Source organism: Temperatibacter marinus, from assembly GCF_031598375.1.
GTDB lineage: Bacteria > Pseudomonadota > Alphaproteobacteria > Sphingomonadales > Kordiimonadaceae > Temperatibacter > Temperatibacter marinus.
Genome location: NZ_CP123872.1, coordinates 2,160,705 through 2,180,242, shown reverse-complemented (window position 1 = coordinate 2,180,242; position 19,538 = coordinate 2,160,705). Strand labels below are relative to the sequence as shown.

General features: G+C 43.2%; 16 protein-coding genes. 4 read left to right on the top strand and 12 right to left on the bottom strand.

What is annotated here, in order from left to right:
• Window positions 1-77: 77 nt before the first annotated feature.
• On the bottom strand, window positions 78-845 hold the full coding sequence (locus QGN29_RS09620; RefSeq protein ID WP_310797640.1) for a methyltransferase family protein: 768 nt from the start codon (window positions 843-845) through the stop codon (window positions 78-80).
• 21 nt (window positions 846-866) lie between these two features.
• Complete coding sequence (locus tag QGN29_RS09615; RefSeq protein ID WP_310797639.1) at window positions 867-1,463, bottom strand: OsmC family protein; 597 nt, start codon at window positions 1,461-1,463, stop codon at window positions 867-869.
• A 133-nt stretch (window positions 1,464-1,596) separates the two neighbouring features.
• Here QGN29_RS09615 and QGN29_RS09610 point away from each other — a divergent pair, with 133 nt between their 5' ends.
• Window positions 1,597-2,298 (top strand): winged helix-turn-helix transcriptional regulator, encoded by a 702-nt coding sequence (locus tag QGN29_RS09610; protein ID WP_310797638.1) that lies wholly within the window; start codon window positions 1,597-1,599, stop codon window positions 2,296-2,298.
• Window positions 2,299-2,391: 93 nt separating this feature from the next.
• Here the strand turns inward: QGN29_RS09610 and QGN29_RS09605 are convergent, their stop codons facing one another.
• Both QGN29_RS09605 and QGN29_RS09600 read right to left on the bottom strand, forming a co-directional pair.
• A complete protein-coding gene (locus tag QGN29_RS09605) occupies window positions 2,392-5,685 on the bottom strand; it encodes a WD40/YVTN/BNR-like repeat-containing protein (protein ID WP_310797637.1) in 3,294 nt (1,097 codons plus the stop codon).
• 175 nt (window positions 5,686-5,860) lie between these two features.
• Window positions 5,861-6,697, bottom strand: coding sequence for a DUF2306 domain-containing protein (locus QGN29_RS09600; RefSeq protein WP_310797636.1), 837 nt, complete (start codon window positions 6,695-6,697; stop codon window positions 5,861-5,863).
• Between the two features lie 260 nt (window positions 6,698-6,957).
• On the opposite strand from QGN29_RS09600, the gene QGN29_RS09595 reads away from it, so the two are divergent.
• On the top strand, window positions 6,958-8,070 hold the full coding sequence (locus QGN29_RS09595) for a helix-turn-helix domain-containing protein (RefSeq protein ID WP_310797635.1): 1,113 nt from the start codon (window positions 6,958-6,960) through the stop codon (window positions 8,068-8,070).
• A 3-nt stretch (window positions 8,071-8,073) separates the two neighbouring features.
• Here the strand turns inward: QGN29_RS09595 and QGN29_RS09590 are convergent, their stop codons facing one another.
• From QGN29_RS09590 to QGN29_RS09570, 5 genes are all read right to left on the bottom strand, one after another.
• Window positions 8,074-8,793 carry a 3-keto-disaccharide hydrolase gene (locus tag QGN29_RS09590; protein WP_310797634.1) on the bottom strand — a complete coding sequence of 240 codons (720 nt, stop codon included), beginning with the start codon at window positions 8,791-8,793 and terminating at the stop codon, window positions 8,074-8,076.
• 13 nt (window positions 8,794-8,806) lie between these two features.
• Window positions 8,807-9,541: a gluconate 2-dehydrogenase subunit 3 family protein gene (locus tag QGN29_RS09585; protein ID WP_310797633.1), complete on the bottom strand. Its 735-nt coding sequence runs from the start codon at window positions 9,539-9,541 to the stop codon at window positions 8,807-8,809.
• On the bottom strand, window positions 9,541-11,235 hold the full coding sequence (locus QGN29_RS09580; protein WP_310797632.1) for a GMC family oxidoreductase: 1,695 nt from the start codon (window positions 11,233-11,235) through the stop codon (window positions 9,541-9,543). Before QGN29_RS09580 ends, QGN29_RS09585 begins: the two co-directional genes overlap by 1 nt.
• Before the next feature lie 159 nt (window positions 11,236-11,394).
• On the bottom strand, window positions 11,395-13,041 hold the full coding sequence (locus QGN29_RS09575) for an alkaline phosphatase family protein (protein WP_310797631.1): 1,647 nt from the start codon (window positions 13,039-13,041) through the stop codon (window positions 11,395-11,397).
• 106 nt (window positions 13,042-13,147) lie between these two features.
• Window positions 13,148-13,921 (bottom strand): LytR/AlgR family response regulator transcription factor, encoded by a 774-nt coding sequence (locus QGN29_RS09570; protein ID WP_310797630.1) that lies wholly within the window; start codon window positions 13,919-13,921, stop codon window positions 13,148-13,150.
• Window positions 13,922-14,055: 134 nt separating this feature from the next.
• On the opposite strand from QGN29_RS09570, the gene QGN29_RS09565 reads away from it, so the two are divergent.
• On the top strand, window positions 14,056-15,684 hold the full coding sequence (locus tag QGN29_RS09565) for an ATP-binding protein (RefSeq protein ID WP_310797629.1): 1,629 nt from the start codon (window positions 14,056-14,058) through the stop codon (window positions 15,682-15,684).
• A 238-nt stretch (window positions 15,685-15,922) separates the two neighbouring features.
• Here the strand turns inward: QGN29_RS09565 and QGN29_RS09560 are convergent, their stop codons facing one another.
• Window positions 15,923-16,978, bottom strand: coding sequence for a class I SAM-dependent methyltransferase (locus QGN29_RS09560; protein WP_310797628.1), 1,056 nt, complete (start codon window positions 16,976-16,978; stop codon window positions 15,923-15,925).
• A gap of 57 nt (window positions 16,979-17,035) precedes the next feature.
• Window positions 17,036-17,587 (bottom strand): carboxymuconolactone decarboxylase family protein, encoded by a 552-nt coding sequence (locus QGN29_RS09555; RefSeq protein ID WP_310797627.1) that lies wholly within the window; start codon window positions 17,585-17,587, stop codon window positions 17,036-17,038.
• A 130-nt stretch (window positions 17,588-17,717) separates the two neighbouring features.
• Between QGN29_RS09555 and QGN29_RS09550 the strand changes: the two genes are divergently transcribed.
• Window positions 17,718-18,395 carry a winged helix-turn-helix transcriptional regulator gene (locus QGN29_RS09550; protein WP_310797626.1) on the top strand — a complete coding sequence of 226 codons (678 nt, stop codon included), beginning with the start codon at window positions 17,718-17,720 and terminating at the stop codon, window positions 18,393-18,395.
• A gap of 1 nt (window position 18,396) precedes the next feature.
• Here the strand turns inward: QGN29_RS09550 and QGN29_RS09545 are convergent, their stop codons facing one another.
• Window positions 18,397-19,158 (bottom strand): hypothetical protein, encoded by a 762-nt coding sequence (locus tag QGN29_RS09545; protein WP_310797625.1) that lies wholly within the window; start codon window positions 19,156-19,158, stop codon window positions 18,397-18,399.
• Window positions 19,159-19,538 lie beyond the last annotated feature (380 nt).

Below are 19,538 nucleotides of genomic sequence, written 5' to 3'. Positions count from 1 at the left end.
TAACATAATTCTCATAACACAAGAGAAGAGATTCACTTTTTTAGAAAAAGGGAGAGTTATCCTCTCCCTCCATAAAGCTATTTTCGACGTCCCAGCGGGATTAGCTGTGGGACCCTCATCATATACTCCCGATATTTATCTCCTAAAGAGTGCATTAAATCTCTTTCCTCATAGCCAATCCCTATAAAGATATAAGCTGTCCAGATGGCTGAAAAGAGCAGATGTCCTGTTGTCATCGTAGGGACGAACCAAAACGTTGTCAGCATGCCTAAATAGAGAGGATGGCGTGAATATTTATAGAGAGCCTTCTCTTGAAAACAATCTGCAAGTGGCTGTGTGCCTTTAAAAGCATGCCAGGCCTGAGAGATACCAAACAGCTGAAAGTGATTGATTAGAAAAGTAGACCATAGAGCGACAAGAGCTCCTCCCAAAAACAGGGCGGTTATCAGCCCGTGAAACAGGCCATCAAGATGCCAAATGTCGTCTGATAAGGGGTACCAAGAAAGATAAAGCCAGATCAAATAGCCACAGGTGGTCAAAACATAAAAGCTGCGCTCACTTTCTTTTGGGATATATTTTGTGACAATATTTTTAAACCCTAACCTTGCCATTAGACTATGTTGAAATCCAAACACTATAAGCAAAATTATATTGTGCATGAGGGGGGGGACACCTGGTATAGCCCCAATACTTGTCCCTGAATTAATTGTTTTCAGCTCAAGGGCCTCTAGGGAAGGAACATAAACCCCAATGAAGTCGCCCCCCATAAAAATTATAAGGTAACTGAACACGCCCCAAAATATCGCATAGGTGATCGTGCCAAATGTTAAATGAAAAATAGACATTTTCTACCTCCTGTCCTTTCTTTAGGCTGCTTCAGCATTGCTGGAAGTTGGTCTGACCTCCAGATCAATAGAGGGTTGAGATTTAAGTGTTTGGAGAATAACACAGCTATGCTCAGCTGCTTTAACAATGGCATCTAATATGTCCTGAGAGATGTCATGATGAGCCTCTAAAAGAACGTTTATCTTTAAGGACTTAAATCCAACAGGAACGTCTTGAGTTAACCTTAGTGTTGCACGGATATCGACGACACCTTCAACAGCAACACTCAATTCAGTTAATTCAACCCCCATGCGGGTAGAAATTAATCGTATGCAACTGTCTAAGCAAGCTGCGAGGGATGCACAGAATAATTCGCCTGGGTTTGGAAAGTCACCCTTCCCTCCGATCTTTTCATGCACACCGATGGGAATATATGCTTGATCATACTGACCTGGCTTTACCGCAGAATAAAGAGTTTGATCAGCTGGTACAAAGTTGGAACTTGTCGCGGCATAATCGCGAACTATAGCCCTCTCCTTTTCTTCCAGATAGGACTGCCCCAACTGCGTAATTTGTTTGGTAAAACTTTGACGGTATTTGCGTGTTATTGCATCTTTAAATCTATCGAGTGTCTTCATTTTATCGACCTTTCTATCTAATGAAACTAGAAAAATACTAGGCAGACTCTGAAGAAAATGATACTACGCCAGTCGTAGTAACCGGGCCATGAAAGTAGTAGTAATTCACTACGGAATGTGTAGTATCCTGAGTATGAACAAATCAGAAAATAAGTCTGGCAGTCTTTGTCCTGCGGTAAAGGCCTCTGCCATTATCGGGGATAAATGGGTTCTTTTAATTTTGAGAGAACTATTTCTAGGGGCCCATCGATATAATGACTTTCAAAAAGCAATTGCACGCATCTCTCCAACGGTTCTGAGTGGCCGTCTAAAAGACATGGAAACGGCTGGATTGCTTATAAAAAGAACAGTTTCTGGTAAAAAGGGTGGCGAATATAGGCTGACAAAAAGTGGTAGAGAATTGGGTCCTATCATTGACCACCTTTCAAGGTGGGGCCTGAGATGGACCCGCAGAAGCCTTAAAGATGAAGATATTGATGTAGCAGGCTTCATGTGGGACTTCCACCGCTCCCTCAATCTTGATGAATTGCCGGACGGTAAAACAGTATTATCTGTACAATTCCCTGAGCAAGAGACTTATAAAAAATGGTGGCTCATCATTGAAAATGGCACTGTTGATTTATGCACAGAGGATCCTGGATTTGATATTGATATTTATATAGTATCCTCACTAATCTCTATGGTTTCCGTATGGATGGGAGATAGCACATTGAAAGAAGAGCTCGCTTCACAAGCAATGACCCTGACCGGAGATCATTACCTGATGAAAACTGCAGCGCGGTGGTTTGCCCTGTCGCGCTATTCTGATGTCAGACCTGTTTCCTCATTAAAATAATCCTTATTAGATCACATGCTATAATAAAAGTGCCTAAAGCTTTCACTTCAGGCACTTTCAAGTTTATAGAATGAAAATCAATTCCTCTTTGAATTATTTCTCAGACCAGTCTGAGAGCCTACCTGGCGTATGCGGTGCGCCTGCTTTTGTCGCCTCTGCTTCAAGGGTCAAAAGAGCTTCAGAAATAGCTTTCAATTCAGCCTGCGCCCCAGCAAATTCACTCGCAGCAATTTTATATGCCCGCTTATGCACCCCAGGCACTTTCCATACAGCCCCCCAATGCCCCGTAATCGTACCTACACGTTGACGGATCGACATAGGAGTAGGCTCATTGATAGAGGCAATGGCACTATCCCCAAACAATGCGACGTTCACAGACTTCAATCGTGCTTCTACAGCCCTTAAACGGACACCATACTCTTCATCCAAGGCCGGCGTTCTAAGAATTGCTGCTTTCAAATACCGGAGACGATTTGAAAATGCCCGACTGCTGCTGGTAGCAGAAAGTAAGGCCTTTTCTAGATCCACCGTTTTTTGCATAAAGTCTGTTAACGCTGCTCTATCTTCAGTTTCTTCAGGGCTTTTTACAAGCGCCTTAACCGTAAAGCTCTGCTTTTGATCTTCGACCATCACCAGCTTGCCTTTTTCGCGAAGGCCCAGTTCAACAGTATACCGGCCTGGAACAACAAGTGCGCCGCGTGGCGGCGATTCCCAAGGCAACAACTCACGTCTTTTGGCAAATGAAACAGAGTCAGGCGCTTCATGTCGTAAGTCCCAAGCAACGCGGTGCATACCTTTTGCTGTTCGCCCATTGAGTTTTCTTACGATGGCCCCTTTTTCATCACGAATAATAAATTCCACAGCAGGCGCTTCCTCCACAGATTCACGGCGCAAAACGTCAAAAGTCGGATAAGGAGTATCTTCGCCCTTTTTAGCTTTTTCTCCTTCCGATTTCATACGCCTCGCCTTCTCTGTCATAAGACTATGCCCTAAGTGATAGGTAAAGATTGCACCATAATCGGGGTTATCGGCGCTAAACAACTGATCACCTCTTGATCCTCTTCTATTATTTCCAAAACGTGTGGACGGTATATATTGCCAAGCATCTTTCACGCTAAAGAGTGTCGCTTTCGCTTCAGCAACGTCTGCGGCTTTGAGGCGAAGTGGTGAATAATCATCAAGAATATAAATCCCGCGCCCAAACGTACCAATGACTAAATCATTCTCTCGACGTTGAATTTCAAGATCACGCACTGCTATGGTTGGGAAACCATTTTTTATTTGCGTCCAATTATCGCCGCCATCTTGAGTGAAAAACAACCCATACTCAGTCCCGGCAAATAAAAGATTTGGATCTCTATGGTCTTCAGCAATGGTATGAACAGACCCCCTTGCTGGCAAACCCTTGCTAATCAGCTTCCATTTCTTACCCTTATCTGTTGTTTTAAGAAGATAAGGCTTATAGTCACCGCGTTTATGGTTATCTATAGCAGCATATGCAACGTTCTCATCATGTACAGAAGCCACGACATCCTCGATAAGAGACATATCAGGGACACCCTTAAACTGACTTACTTTGCGCCACGTCTTCCCACCGTCTTCTGTAATTTGTATAAGACCATCATCAGTACCGATATAAAGAAGACCTTCCTTCAAAGAACTCTCACTTAATCCAATGATACTCCCATAGATGGATGTACTATCATTCTTAGCAATAGCATCCACGCTCCAAACACGATCCATAACCTTCAGTTTATTGCGATCCAACTGCCGTGTTAGATCAGGACTTACAACCGTCCAGTTATCCCCTCGGTCATCAGATTTGAAAAGCTTTTCAGCCGCATAGTAAATTCGTGTTGATTTATGTGGGCTAACAATAATCGGTGTATTCCAATTCCACTTATATTTATTTTCTCCGCTCGCTGGCTGCGGTGTAATATAAGCCTTCTGAGATGTGCGCTTATCAAAACGCGCCAATCCACCATATTGATACTGTGTATAGATAATATTAGGGTCTTCAGGATCAAAGACAGCTTTATAGCCATCGCCGCCTAAAATGATCTGCCAATCATGATTGAGAATGCCGTGAACACTTGTCGTTCGGCTCGGAGCACATAGGCTGTTATTATCCTGTGTCCCGCCACAAACATTATAGAAGGGCGCAGAATTATCAGGCGTAATGCGATAAAATTGCGCTATGGGCAAATTCCCCATATGACGCCACTGATCCCCTGCATCATAAGATTCGTAAACACCGCCGTCTCCCCCAATGATGAGATGGTCAGTATTCTTCGGGTTAATCCATAAAGCATGATCATCCACATGACGGGATCTCACAGACAGCCATTTCCATGTCCGTCCTCCATCTTTGGAAACCTGAGTGAACGTATCTGTTGAATATATTTTGTTAGGATCTTTTGGATCGACAAATAGCTCATTATAATATTGCGGACTGGTTGTCATATGGGAGGACCGCTTTGTCCAACTCACCCCAAAGTTTTCAGAGACATATATTCCTTTGCCTTTATTGGCTTCAATAATGGCATATACTAAGCCTGGTTGACTAGGCGCCGCTGCTAAGCCAATACGACCAAGATCCCCACCAGGCAGCCCTGACCGGACTTTTGTCCATGTTTTACCACCGTCTGTCGTACGGTGAATGCCACTGCCAGGCCCCCCGTTTATCAAGGTCCAAACATGGCGGCGCCTTTGATAACTGCTGACAACCATATGATCAGGGTTAGCGAGATCAACAACAAATTCATTTACCCCTGTATGTTCATCAATTTCCAGAAGATTTTTCCAAGTCTTTCCACCGTCATGGGTCTCAAAAAGACCTCTATCTCCACCGCTACTCCATAAGGGTCCCTGGGACGCGACACGAACATGATTCCCATTTTCGGGATTGATCCAGATGGTAGAAATATGACCGCTGTTCTTCAGGCCAACGTGAGACCAACTTTTGCCTCCATCTGTAGACTTATAAATACCGTCACCATTGGCAACAGAGCGTTGACTGTTATTCTCGCCGGTTCCAGCCCAGAGAACATCTGAGTTAGAGGGATCCATTTCAATATTACCGATAGCATACGAGCCATATCGATCAAAAATCGGGGTCCAAGTGATACCGTTATTGACTGTTTTCCAAATGCCACCTGATGAGGTCGCCACATAAAATATATTACTCTTCTGTGGGTGCACTGCAAAATCAGAAATACGCCCTGAAGTATGAGCTGGACCAATCATACGTGGCTTCAAATTAGAAAATGGGTTCGCTTTAGGAACAGATTTATCTTTTGCAGAAACGCCTGCAGATGGGCCGGCAAATAAAATCAGAGCAACTGATGCTGATAGGCCTGCTTTTAAGATAGTACGAAAAGATGTCATAAGAATTCCCCCTCTTATCAAGTTCTTGTAGTTTGTACCCTACGCATAACCTCAACTCAAGAGTTAAAGAGGTTAACAAAAGCTTAGGAACTCTTCTCTCCTTCATGGAAAAGGCACAGGCTTTTTGCCTATGCCTTCCAGTATTTTCTTTTGAGCTATTCTCCGCCCTTCAGTTCTAAGATATTCGTGGCAGCCACATCCCCATTGTTGCGCCGAAAATGCCCCCTGCAAAAATCAGACTTACCAACACGACCCCGACAGCTGTGAAGAGCCTCTGGTTGGCCGAACCACGAGCCTGTACCCTTAAATAAACTTCAAGAAACAGAAGCGGAAAGACGTATACCAATGTGTATAAGACCGTTAGAAATGGCCCTGTAAATGTAGCCGTGTCTATACCGACAGGTCTACCGTGCCATGTAATCCATGCCATCATGCCAATTCGAAACATCCAGACCCCACTCACTGCAATAAACAAGCGCAGAGCCCAAACTCGGTGTTTTACAAATTGTTTTTGCCTGGCTCTCTTAACGGCCATAATTGCGCAGGCAATAATGATCACGCCATTAATCATAAGCGTGGTATGACCGAATATATTGCCAACAATGACATCACTTCTTGTGAGGATCATAAATGCCCCGCTTAAACTCATCGTCATTGCAGCTAAGATGTAAAGCCGTCCGTTCCACCGGTGAAGGGCTGGCACTTTACTCCGAATAGCTGGAATCAGCTGGACCAGCCCCCCTACTGTGATGATCGCCGCAAAAAGTACATGAGCCACGACGGCGATATTCCCCCAAACATCCCCTTCAACATACCCTCCTGGCATAACAATATTAAAATCTTGGGTATTCTGTGCTGCAATCGCTGTATAATAGACTGCCAGAATATAATATGAAAAAATTGCTTGCCCGATCACCACCGTTAAAAACCAAAATTTGGCTGACATATCGATCGCATTTTTGGCGACTGCGGGGGTTACTAGTGACTTTAACTTCTCTCGTTCTTTCGTCATTGGATTTCTCCTCACTGTTTTTCTTTTTTTTATGGGTGAGGGAATTTAGGCCTGCCTTAATCACGGTCATACGCATTATTGTGACTCAGGCATCTAAGGATCGCTCACTTAGATCCTACTTATGCGCAAGGCACAAATAAAGCGCACCGAATTTGGAATTCGGCATAAAAAATGTACCCATTTATGGCAATAATTGAAAAACTTCACGAGAGAAAACAGAACAACTGGCATAAAAACCCACTTTAGAGTATGAAGTCATCATGACGTTAACGATCTTAAATAGTTTCATCCTTTTTATGAGTTTACTTTTTGTAGGCTTTCACTTACTGACCTTCAAAGGTCAAAAAGCGCACTTATACTTTGCTATTTTCTGCTTATCGTCCGCCATAATGACCCTCAAATATTTATCTGCTGACTATATCGCCCCCTATCACTATATTATTGGCATGGGGGCTAGTGCTATATGCAATGGTTACTGGTTACTCTCTCGAGTCTTCTTTCGTCGACGAAACCCAATAGAAAAACAACATATAATTGTTGCTGTTGCCATTGCACTGCTTGTGGTGATGAATCAGGGATTCCACCTTATGAAAGGCCTCGGATATATTGACCCAGACTATGATGGCTTTCTGATCTATATTGTAGTTGAATTAACAATCTTACTCTCCTCTTGTATTTTGGTTCTTACCGTTTGGGAAGGCTGCAGAGGTTTCGCGCAAGACACCAACGAAGGAAAAGCCCAAAGGATCTTTTTTATCCTGACCTTTGGTGTGGCTTTAGTCGGTAATAAAATAGCAAGAGGTCTTCTGCCTGAAGGCGCTCAGGATATTGATATAATATTGGCTATAATCCTGCTCTTTGTCATGACAAATACCTTTATCTTAATGATTTGGAAATATACCAACCGCTTTGATTTTATTACAGCCCATCCATTACTGATGAAACAGGCTGCAAATGATAGTGCCGCAAAAACAGCATCCAACATAGAGTCAGCTACAGAAAACCCAGGTTCTCTGGCCCATCAAATCAAAAGCCTGCTTATTGAGCAATCCCTCTTTTTGCATGAAAATCTTAAAGTGGCTGATATCGCACGTGAATTAAACATTTCTGAATATCTTATCAGTCAAACCATAAGAGACGACTTAGCGGCACGGAATTTCAATCAATATGTCAACCAGCTAAGAATTGACCACTCCTGCCGTCTGCTTTCAGATCCAGAAAAGAGAAAAATGTCAATCCTATCCATAAGCTTAGAGAGTGGATTCGCATCAATCGGCCCCTTCACACGAGCATTTAAAGCCCAAACTGGCCTCACACCTAGCGCTTACCGGAAAAGCTTGGCTGAGCCTCCTTCAAATCGAAAAGAAGCCTAACTTCTAGTTTGAAAGGTCCTTAATTCTAATATTCTTAAAAGCCACCACATCACCGTGATCCTGCAGGGCTATGTGTCCCGTTTTGGTACTATCAAAGCCTGGCCATTTCCCAAATTTACTCGCTGCCACTCGTTGTTGATAGTCAGAGCTTTCTCTGTCATAAGCCGTCACAAGGCTTCCATTAAGATAGTGCTCAACTTTTGCACCTCTCACCACGAGCCGGGATTTATTATAGTTTCCAACCGGTTTTGTGACATCAGTAGTCGGAGCATAAAGGGCAAACAGAGATCCTGCTTGCTCAAGAGGTGGCTCACTTCTACCTTTATTATCGAGCAGTTGATATTCTGGCCCTGTGAGATAGACTTTACTGTATTTGGCATCTTCAATCACATGGTAAAAGATACCACTGTTTCCGCCTGCCGAAATTTTCCACTCCAATTCAAGTATAAAATCACCATAAGTGCCTTTCGAAATGATGTCTCCGCCCCCTTTCTTCGTCAAAGTCAGTGCCCCATCGATAATCTGCCATTCTTTATTCAAATCATCGCTTAGGTATGTGCGCCACTGCTCTGTGGAAGAGCCATCAAATAAGATTATCCAGCCCTTGTCTTTTGAGGCCTTATCTTCAGAGCCCTTTTCTTTTTCTGAAAGTGAGACTTCTGCACAGGCTACAGCAAGACAGAATCCCATAATACACCCAACTTTTTTCAAACGTTTAATCATGACCTTCTTCCTTTTACTCTTGAACTAACGGGATAGGTTCCGGTTTATAACCGAGATTCTCTAAAACAGTGTTTAGGTGCTCTAACGCTTCCCGTGTAGGCCCTGGCCATGGTCCTTCTATCGGAACATTCCCCATATAACCAATATCTTTCATCCCTTCAGGGCTTGAAAAATAAGCACCAAAAACCAACTGCCTTAGTTTGGAGAAAAATCTTTTCGGCATTTTAAGCTCTTCCCCAAAACCTTTATCGGCATAAGCAATAGCATCAAGAATCGCTTCTTGCTGTTTGTTCGAACTATCCAAGAAAGATCTTCCGCTGCGACGCTGGGCTTCTTCGTTTACCCATTGAAGGCCTGGAATAACCAGCATGCGATCATTTTGCTGGCTTCTATAGGGTGCACTGACCCATTCGTCTATGACTGAAACAACTCCGACGTGACTGGCAGACGGCCCCCCTGAATCCTCTGGACAAATTAAATCCGATAGACGTGTTAACAGGAGCTTCTCCTCTGTGCTCAATGTCAAAGGCCACGGCGTTTTAGGAGACACAAGATCAGGATCTGTTCCATACCCAGGACCTGTGATCCTCTTTAATGTCAAGGCCGGCCAGGTTGAACTTTCTTCCCCGTAAGCGTCAGCGGCCAGTGTTTCATAGGTCCCTGCACTCGCGGAAAGTACGGTTGCTGCCATACTGGCCATCCACTTCATAGAGGTGCGCCGATCAATATCTTTTCTAAAAGCAGTCATTATAAAACCCCTCTTTTGATCTGTTTCGACATCCAAGTCGCATTCTTCATCGCCAGTGCCATGATGGTAATAGTGCAATTTTGATGAGGGCTTGAAACAAAAACTCCCCCGTCCATTACAAAAAGATTGTCAACATCCCAAGTTTGGCCATGCTTATTGGTGACAGAAGTTTTAGGATCATCTCCCATACGGGTGGTCCCAACTTCATGGATGATTTGCCCCCCCGCTAAGATCGCTTCTTCTCCTGTTCGCTTTGGTGAGGTTACGACACCGCCCATGGCTTTAATAATCTTTTCCCCCCATTTTAAGCCATGCTCAACCTGTTTGATTTCACTTTCTGCCCACTTCCAGTGGAATTTCAAGACAGGGATGCCCCACTTGTCTTTGACTTCAGAATCAATCTCGCAGTAGCAATTCTCATTGGGCACCATCTCACCGCGTAAAGAAAACCCAATAGAACTTCCGTATTTATCCCTCACGGCTTGCTTCGCCTTTTTGCCATAACCGTCAACGCCACCGCCTGTCCATATATTCGGTTCTGAGAAACGGCCTCCGAATTCAAAATGATACCCGCGTGGAAAATTCAATTTCCCTTTTGCTTGATCCTGATAGCCCCACCACGGTACATAATAATGATTACCTGTATGGCCGTCTTCATTATAGCGCGGTCGACCTTGCATCGCCGGAACATGACCGCTAACCCCTGCACCAGTACTATCCATCAAATTGCGACCAACCTGCCCCGAAGAGTTGGCGAGCCCGTTTGGATATTTTTTGCTTTTTGAATTCAAAAGAATACGAGCTGTTTCAGTTGCACTGGGTGCTAAAACTACACGGGGGGCTTTAAGTTTTACATCTTTACCTGTCTGACGATCCACATAGGTTACAGCATTTGCCTGACCGGCTTCTCCTGTATGAACCCATTTCACCATAGCATCCGTCACCACTTTCAAGCGACCTGTTGCCTTGGCAAAAGGAATAAGACTTGTCGTGGTTTGAAAAGCCGCACCAATCGAACAGCCCCGACCACAGTTTGTAGCCCAGAAACAAGGAGATCGGCCATCACCTTTGTCTTCTGTCATGACCGCTCTTCTCATTTTCACAACAGGAATATCTAAACTCTCGCAAGCCTTCTTTAACAAGATTTCCATAACCCTTGGTTCCGGGGCCGGCTGCATAACGCCTTCGGTCACGTCAGGAATATTATCAACGCCAGGATTATCTCCGCAAACCCCGATGAGGTGATCCGTTTTATCATACCATGGTTCAATCTCATCATAATCAATCGGCCAATCCTCACCATAGCCATCTCGGGTTTTCGGTTTAAAGTCGTAGGGCCCAAACCGCGGGACAAGACGCCCCCAATGATTTGTTCGCCCGCCAAGCATTCGAGCCCGCCATAACATAAATTTTGTACCTTCAGCCATGGTATATGGCTCGCCTGGCACTTGCCAGCCGCCGTCTACAGTTGCATCATAATAACCAAAATTTTTATCTTTATTACTTGTGCCTCTGAGGGGCGCTTCGGCATTTGTCTGAAACATGGGCGTCTCTTCAATTGGATCATAATCACGACCCGCTTCAAGCATTAAGACACGCAAGCCTTCCTTGGTAAGCGTGTAAGCCGCCATGCCGCCGCCAGCACCAGATCCCACAACAACCACATCATATTCAAAGCCATTTAACTCAGCCATTTCTATCCCTCCCTGCAAGATATGAACTTAGCTTAGCACAGGAAAAGGCAACGTCATTATATTTTTAAGGCCCTAAAGGACACCTTGGCTAGACTCAAACAGCAGCTTCACAGCCATGTTTGAGTCTGGTTTTCTTGTCTCGGACTATTGACCTTACGATTAGTTACTTTCTTTTTTAAACAAGGGTTTCCCATCAACAGTCTCAGGGTAAGGAAGAGCCATCCACTTTGCTAAGGTAGGCGCCACATCAATTGTCCGGGCCTCTCTCAGCTTTTGGTCAACAACCCCACCCCCAAAAAAGAAAATTGGCACTAAGCGGTCATAGTCATAGGGAGATCCGTGCACAACCATGCCATAGCCAAAATGCGTATTCGGTTTATATTGAACGTAAATTCCATACCGAGCAGGATGGTGGTCCCTATGAGGCTTGGTCGTCCATAACGGAAAATCAGCCACACGCCCTCTCACCCATGACTTTCTATAGAGATCCATATAGGGGTTTGAACTTGGTTTAAGACCATAAACCTCAGCCTCAGTGACTGCATCTGCGATATAAGGCTCTTTCTCTAAGGCGGATTCAATCTTAGAAACCAAGGCAGACTGACTGCCTTCATGGGCCGCCCCTATTTCATCAATATGATCCAGAAGATTTTCAATTTCCTCCTGTGGAATCCGATAAGCTTCACCACCTTTAGCTATGGTACGCTCAATAGGGTCTGGGGCCCCGTGATCCCCTGATAATGAGAGGATATAATGATCACGACCGATAGAAGCATCTAAAAACTGTATGAAGCCTGCAAGGGCATGATCAAAGAGATAAAGTGCCTCCAAGGTTTCCAGACTATAGCCTCCATAAATGTGACCTATATTATCCAGAGACCCTAAAGAAAGTGCTAGATAATCAACTGAATTTCGCTGACCAAGCTTTTCTGCCTTGATGGCCTTTTTGGCCAAATCCAACACCGCTAAATCTACCATCGGGATCTCATAGAACCAATAATCTAACTGAGTTTGACGACTGCGGGTTTCATGCTCTGGATTATACTCGTCGGCAAAGCGATGCGGAAAGACATAATGGTTGCCAAAATCTTCATAAGATTGATCGTCTTTATCTGCTAAGCCTTGCAAATTATCAGGCAAAGACAAAGCCCATTCTTCAGCTTTATAGTCTTCTAAACTCTCGGCGTTAAACTTCTCGACCCACTTAGGGTAATCCTGCCTAAAATAACTGCTGGTGATAAACCTTCCTTCTTCTCGATCATACCAAAATGCATCTCGCCCGGTTTTCCCTGCATAGCTTACAACAGTCTCATTAGAACTCAGCGCAATAGACTTTGCTTTTTTATCAGCTTTTAAAACCCAATCCGATAGAGACCGCACTCGCATAGAAAATGGAGAATACCCCGGGCGCTTGTCGTTCCCGATGATCGTTGTCTTGTGATCAATGGCTCCATCAACCCAACGCCACTTTCCGTCAACATAGTCCCACCATTCGTTGGCAGAATATCCATGAGTTCTAGGATAGGCGCCTGTCGCTAGAGAGGCATGCCCTGGATGGCTATTGGTAATCGCGTGATCGACATATCCCTGAACTTTTCCGACACCCTTCTCGGTAATGGTTCGAAAGCCTTTTGTAAGGGCTTGTTTATAGCGTACCAAATAGTCTGATCGAAATTGATCCAATGTAATCTGGATGATTAACTTGCCATCTCGCTTAGGATCTTCTTGTTGATTCACTTGTTCACTAGCTGGGGCAGAGCCTGCCATGATCAAGGCCATTGCAGCGACTGTCGTTATCTGTTTCATTTAAATCTCCTCATTTTTTTGATAAGGAAAGGTTGCATGAATGTCCTGAATTACAAGGTCATTGCAGGGAATGTACAGGTATTTGCAGCGAATGATGGCGACGATCTCACACCCCAGAGGAAGGTCTGGCCTCAAACTTTTCTTGCAGGCGCTTTAATCCAGCTTTAGATGCGCGTCTGCTCTCACCATTTTTAAGGGTGACTGCCTGAGGGGAATAGCTCTCAACAAACCCTTTATGAACAAGAGTTGAGCGATGGATTTGAACAAAATCATCCTGAGGTAAACGATCGATTAGCACTTTTAGAGGTTCGCGGATTAAAAAACTATCTGCCTTTATATGAATACGAGCATAATAGTCTTCCGCTGCCACCCATAGAATTTCTTCCGGTCGGACCAAAATATTATTACTGCCCTTTTTAACAGTAATAATATCTTCCAATTCTGTTGATGGTTTATCTTCTAGTATTTTGAATGTCCCTAGCCGAGCCCACAAACTCCAAATTAGAATTATGTCGATCATCACATAGAAAATAAAGAAATATGGATAAACGCCGTAAACTGTCTTTGGAAAGGGGTTAAGCGGACTGAGAGCATCACTTAATAGAAAATAATACCCATAATGCGCACTGAGAAATGTTACAGATAACACAGCAATGATATATTTATTTTTATGGGTCTCATTTCGATCAAGCTTCAGGGAAACATAGGCCATCCCCTTGAACATCGGATACCAAACCATCCAAATGGCCCCTTGCCATAACAACACCCCCCCTAAACTTAGAGAATATCCATCATAGACTTCACGCCAATAAATAAGCACACCCATAAATATAGAAAACACACCTAAAAAAAGAAGTATATTGCGCTCGACTAACTGCATGACATCCCCAGATTTAATTCACACCACACCGTAACAAGACGACCCCACAATCCATAGTAAAAAAAATACTCCTTCTGAAAAATAATATTGCTTTCCATCTTGATTTTTGATCATATCCATATTGGGGAGAAAAAATGAACACCCATCTACAATTAATCAGCCAATTTGCACAAGACTTGATAAGACTAAACACTCAACATGATTTGTCTTGGTATGTTGTTGAAGAAATTGTTGGCAAGCTTGAGTTAGAAGACTGTGTTATTTATTGTTTTGATGAAAGTAAAGACATACTCGTTCAAATCGCTGCCTTCGGTGAGAAACAGAATGAATCGAGAACAATTCATGAGGCTATTAACATTCCTCTCGGCAAGGGTATTACCGGCTCTGTCGCTCTCAGTAAAAAGAGTGAAATCATAGGCGATATCCTCCTTGATGAGCGCTATATATCTGATCTTAATAATATGCGTTCTGAGATCGCAATTCCAATTGTCCATGAGGGGAAATTATATGGTGTGATCGATTGTGAGAGCACACAAGTTAATTTCTTCAATCAAGACCATCTAGATTTCATGAAGATTATCGCCTCTATGCTTGGGGCGAGACTGTCAGAATGTCATCTTGTGAATGAGTTAAAACGGCATCAAATTGCCCTCTCTGAGAGCGAAGCAAAATATAGATCCCTTTTTGAAAAATCTGATGACGCAATGATGCTCATGAGTGAGAACACTTTTGTTCTTTGCAATGAATCTTCTGCTCGAATGTTTGAATATGCGACGGCAGCAGAAATGGAAACTATACACCCTTCTGCGGTATCTCCCGAGTATCAATTCTGCGGCAAAACCTCCTTTGATAAGGCAGAGGAAATGATGCAGACTGCCCTTACTGAGGGCTACAATCGTTTTGAATGGATCCACAGTAGAAAGTCAGGCCAAAACTTCTATGCTGAAGTGACGTTAACAAGAATACTTTATGATGATGAGCCTGGCATCTTTGCTATTGTCAGAGATATCACAGACACAAAAAATACCGAACAAGCGATGTTAGACGCCTTATCAATTGCAGAAAAAGCGAACATATCCAAAGCGCGCTTTCTCGCAAACATGAGCCACGAACTGAGAACACCGTTGAATGCTATCATAGGGTTTTCTGATGCTATTTCTCATGAAATTCATGGAGCAGTAACACCAAACATTTATAAATCATATGTACAGGATATCCATAATTCAGGACTTTTCCTCTTGGACCTCATCAATAATTTACTCGAATTATCTTCTATTGATGCCAATGAATTAGAAATTCGTAAATCAACCATTTTGATACGGGCTCTAACAGAAGACATTACGTCTTATGTTGGGTCTCTCTTACTGCAAAAAGAGATGGAACTCACATGTAACATTGAGGAAGCCCCAGAAAGTATACTGGCTGATGAACGCGCGCTAAAACAGATTCTTCTCAATCTGATCAGCAATGCCATTAAATTTAGTGACCCTAAAACTAAAATTAGCATGACCATTAAAAATAGCCCCTCTCATGTAGAAATAAGCGTCTCAGACCAAGGCTTTGGTATGCCTCCAGAAATACTTAAGAATATTACTAAACGGTTTGATAGAGGCATCTTCGACCCATGGAATACTGCCATTGAAGGGTCAGGACTTGGCCTCGCTATTGTTGAAGGCCTTATCGCTCTTCACAATGGTAAATTATCAATAGAAAGCCAAGTGGATATTGGTTCTACTTTTAGTGTCAGTTTACCAAAAAAATAGAATAGCTCATCCTAAATTCTATTTAAATTCGGCGTGCCTAATTACCTAAATTGTGAAAAAGAATGGATCATTGTATCTTTTCAAGATGACGACTTCTAAAGCATTATATGAGTAACTAAGAATAAACTGAAAGGCCTGCACCTTTGAAACCTCTAACACCTCAGAAAGATCAACTTAAAAACTGCCCCACAGTATGCGGCAGTCATGTTTAAGCCTAGTGCTGAGTGACAAGTCTAGTTTATTTTGATGCCACTAAAATAATATTAAAAGCCGTCTCGGCAACGCGCTTCACATTTCTAAAGCCAGCCTCTTTTAAAATATCGCTTAATCGTTTTTGACCCGCTTGTGCCCCCAGACCTGCTTGAACGTCCTGAGACCGCGAACAGGGAACACAGACACTTGTTGATGCTGCATAGTATAGACGACTGACAGGATTGATATTATCACTAACACAATCATTTGCTGCAGGCTCTACTAGAAAAATCTGGCCGCCTTCCTTAAGTGAATTATAAGCATGGCGCGCTGCTCCCACTGGATCGCCCATATCATGTAAACAATCCATAAAACATAAGAGATCGAAGTTTTTCTCAGTATAACTTTTGGCATCCTGGCAAACAAAACTCAAATTTTTGGGACTTCCTGCAGCCTGACTTCTTTCATTGGCTGTTGAAATTGATTTTGCATGGTTATCATATCCGATGATCTGCGATTTTTTAAAGGCCTTCGCAAGTAAAATACTAGATACCCCGTGACCGCAACCCACATCAGCGACTTTAATACCCATAGATAACTTTTCCTGCAAAGAAGGCACAGAAGCGATCCAGTCATCTATCAAAAAAGTCTCATAGCCAGGCCTGAATAACGATTCACTCCCGCAGAAGAGCCGATGATGATGATCCCCCCATGCCATTCCCTCTCCTGTTGTGAAAAGTTGCTGAATTTTGCCTTCATCATGCCAAAGTGAGGCAACCACTTCTAGAGCTGGCACTAAAAAAAAGGGACTGTCTTCGTCAACCAAAATTGGAAGATGAGCGTCAGGAAGACAGTAAAGATGCATGCTTTTGTCATACTCAACATACCCCCCGGCGACTTGATTGTTAAGCCATTCACGAACGTAACGCTCGTGAAGGCCAGAGTTAGATGCGAGTTGCTCGCTGGACATCCAACCTTTGGAAGCCATATTTTTGTAAAGCTTGAGCTTATGTCCAATACTGGTCATGACACCAGAAATAGCTGCTGCTACATCAGCGACCACTTGGCCGGCAAATTCTTCAGATTTTTGTTGATTTGTCATAGTTATTCTCCTTAATTTCTGTGAATATGAACTTTATGTTTAGCTACACGCAAACTACTAAGAGGGGGGCCAAGCATGGTCTTTGAAGGCATCGTCAAGATCCAACTGAGTTGATTTCGCAACAAAATTACTGAACATTTTGAGTGCAATACCAAGAATCAACTCAAGCAAGTGAACGCCGCTATAGCCAACTTCATAGAATCCCTTCAGGGTTGAATCTGAGATCTCCCCCTTTCGCCTCACGATTTCCTTGGTCGCCTCAGCCAGCACACCCAATCGACGATCTGTCAGGGGCCTGTGGTTTCTAAGATCCTGAATAATATCATCAGGAACGGCCAACATTTTCGCGAACAAACTGTGCCCTGCTACACAGTAACCACATGTATTTTCAATACTCACAACAAGCTCAATAACTTGCTTTTCTGTGTCTGAAAATGAGGCCTGAGCAAAATGTAGGTTCAACTCATCGAACGCTTTCAATGCAGGGGAGGACGCGGCAATAACCCCGTAGATGTTGGGAACAAAACCTAATTCTTGCTTTTTTTTCAATAAGACGCATGCTTCTGCTACTGGCAAAGACAGGGGAGTCAATATTTCTAGATCAAACATTTTTCTTCTCCAAACGTGATTGAAAAAGATGTAACGGGGTGCATGAGTATAAGACAGAGCAGAAAATGTATTAATTAACTACAAAATTTGTACCTAGTATTGCGTGAGGTTCTAAGCTATCGTCCTATCTATGGTAAAAACAATTAAATATGGTCAATTTTGTCCCATCGCAAAAGCGACTGAGCTTCTGGGTGATCGTTGGTCTTTGCTCATCATCAGGGAATTGTTGATGGGTGCTAATCGATTTTCGCAGATAAAAAATGGTTTATCATCAATCTCTCCGACCTTATTGACTACGCGATTGAAAGCTTTCGAAGAGAATGGTCTTTTATATAAGCGTATGGTCTCGGGACGTCGAGGCTACGAATACCTTCCCACCGAACCGATGAAAGACCTCTTGCCTGTTATTCTATCTCTTGGAGACTGGGGAATGAAATGGGCAAAAGATAATCTGACTGACGAAGATTATGATGTGGAATTTCTGATGACCTGCCTTCAACGCAGTATCATCAAAGAAAAACTACCCGGAGATCATACGATTATTCAGTTTAAATTTCTTGATATTATAGACCATCCAAATTGGTGGTTGATCGTTTCCCCTGAGGATGTTGATATCTGTGTAAAAGATCCAGGGCATGATGTTGATGTCTTTTTTACGTCTTCGGTAAAAACCCTAACAGACGTTTGGATTGGCCATGATACTTATCGTCGTGTCATTAACGCTCAAGACCTTGTTGTTGTTGGTCCCAAGGCCCTAACCAGGAATATTAATTCCTGGTTATCTAGTAGTCCTTTTGCCCGAGAGTAATTTATTCGGGCCTTAGATCTTCTATCACTTGCGAATCCACCCAATAGATATCGCCTTTTCCATCCTTTCTATAACGATTAAAGAATAGATATTTCCCATCTGGGGTCACGATCGCACCCATATCTGCTGCCTCTGTATTCACTTCTTTCCCCTTGTTAATGGCTTCACCCCAGCCACCATTCTTGAGACGAAAACTAATTAAAAGGTCATTATCCCCAAGCCCCTTCTCTCTTTCACCGTCCCAAATCATATAAGATTCGTCAGGAGCAATAAAAGGGTGAGCATTCCATTTTCCAGCGTTAATATCAGGCCCAAAGGGTACTGGATCCTGACGTTTACCATTCACCATACGCGAGTAACGGAGTTTGCCATCGCCTTCTCGGGTAGCCTCATCTAAAACAAATGTTCCTTTTGAAGATGACATGAGGCGCATGATCAGAATTTTATCATAGGGGGCGCCTAAGTCTTTTAAGTCAGACCAGCCTTGATCAGTCCGCGTCTTATAGCGTCGACCTAAATGCATGGTCTTTCCATCCGGAGAAAACACAGGACGGCCAATTCTTGGCGTCTCCGATGTCTTTCTCCATTGACCATTTTCCTGAGTATATCCAATCAGAAACCATTTTGGGGTTTCATTATACCGTCTTGTAAAATAAAATTCGGCCATGTCAGGGGAGAAAAAGCCACTAAAGTCTCGATCATCTGTAGATATAACACCCGGAGCAAACTTTGTTGGCGTCGTTCCTGGCACGACTTGTCCCATATATTTTCCAGTAAGCACGGGGGCTTTATCTTCGTCAGTCGAAGCGCTTAACGGTATGGTTGCGGTCGCAGATTGCAGGGCAATAGATAGGGAAAATTTTTCATTATAATTCTCTCTGTCTAACCCAATGAATATTCGGTGTAACTCTATGGATTTATATTGTTAAATTTTAACCAAATTCTCTGACCTGTTCATGCAAAGCACAATGTTAACATTGACTTTCATAGCAAAGGAATTGAGACGAGCAGAGTCTTACAAGAGGTGAATTGCAATCACGCTCAATCAGAGCCTTCTAAAAACACAATGTGCCTATTGAAGAGCTTTGAAAAACACTCTATGAATTTTTCAGGGACAGGCGAAAATAGTTTGTGTGAATTTAT

Bases quoted from the DNA above. Each gene is read 5' to 3' on its own strand.
- QGN29_RS09580 (WP_310797632.1), bottom strand. From the start codon at position 11,235: ATGGCTGAGTTAAATGGCTTTGAATATGATGTGGTTGTTGTGGGATCT.
- QGN29_RS09570 (WP_310797630.1), bottom strand. From the start codon at position 13,921: ATGCAGTTAGTCGAGCGCAATATACTTCTTTTTTTAGGTGTGTTTTCT.
- QGN29_RS09575 (WP_310797631.1), bottom strand. From the start codon at position 13,041: ATGAAACAGATAACGACAGTCGCTGCAATGGCCTTGATCATGGCAGGC.
- QGN29_RS09555 (WP_310797627.1), bottom strand. From the start codon at position 17,587: ATGTTTGATCTAGAAATATTGACTCCCCTGTCTTTGCCAGTAGCAGAA.
- QGN29_RS09585 (WP_310797633.1), bottom strand. From the start codon at position 9,541: ATGACTGCTTTTAGAAAAGATATTGATCGGCGCACCTCTATGAAGTGG.
- QGN29_RS09545 (WP_310797625.1), bottom strand. From the start codon at position 19,158: ATGGGACAAGTCGTGCCAGGAACGACGCCAACAAAGTTTGCTCCGGGT.
- QGN29_RS09560 (WP_310797628.1), bottom strand. From the start codon at position 16,978: ATGACAAATCAACAAAAATCTGAAGAATTTGCCGGCCAAGTGGTCGCT.
- QGN29_RS09600 (WP_310797636.1), bottom strand. From the start codon at position 6,697: ATGACGAAAGAACGAGAGAAGTTAAAGTCACTAGTAACCCCCGCAGTC.
- QGN29_RS09595 (WP_310797635.1), top strand. From the start codon at position 6,958: ATGACGTTAACGATCTTAAATAGTTTCATCCTTTTTATGAGTTTACTT.
- QGN29_RS09590 (WP_310797634.1), bottom strand. From the start codon at position 8,793: ATGATTAAACGTTTGAAAAAAGTTGGGTGTATTATGGGATTCTGTCTT.
- QGN29_RS09620 (WP_310797640.1), bottom strand. From the start codon at position 845: ATGTCTATTTTTCATTTAACATTTGGCACGATCACCTATGCGATATTT.
- QGN29_RS09550 (WP_310797626.1), top strand. From the start codon at position 17,718: ATGGTAAAAACAATTAAATATGGTCAATTTTGTCCCATCGCAAAAGCG.
- QGN29_RS09610 (WP_310797638.1), top strand. From the start codon at position 1,597: ATGAACAAATCAGAAAATAAGTCTGGCAGTCTTTGTCCTGCGGTAAAG.
- QGN29_RS09565 (WP_310797629.1), top strand. From the start codon at position 14,056: ATGAACACCCATCTACAATTAATCAGCCAATTTGCACAAGACTTGATA.
- QGN29_RS09605 (WP_310797637.1), bottom strand. From the start codon at position 5,685: ATGACATCTTTTCGTACTATCTTAAAAGCAGGCCTATCAGCATCAGTT.
- QGN29_RS09615 (WP_310797639.1), bottom strand. From the start codon at position 1,463: ATGAAGACACTCGATAGATTTAAAGATGCAATAACACGCAAATACCGT.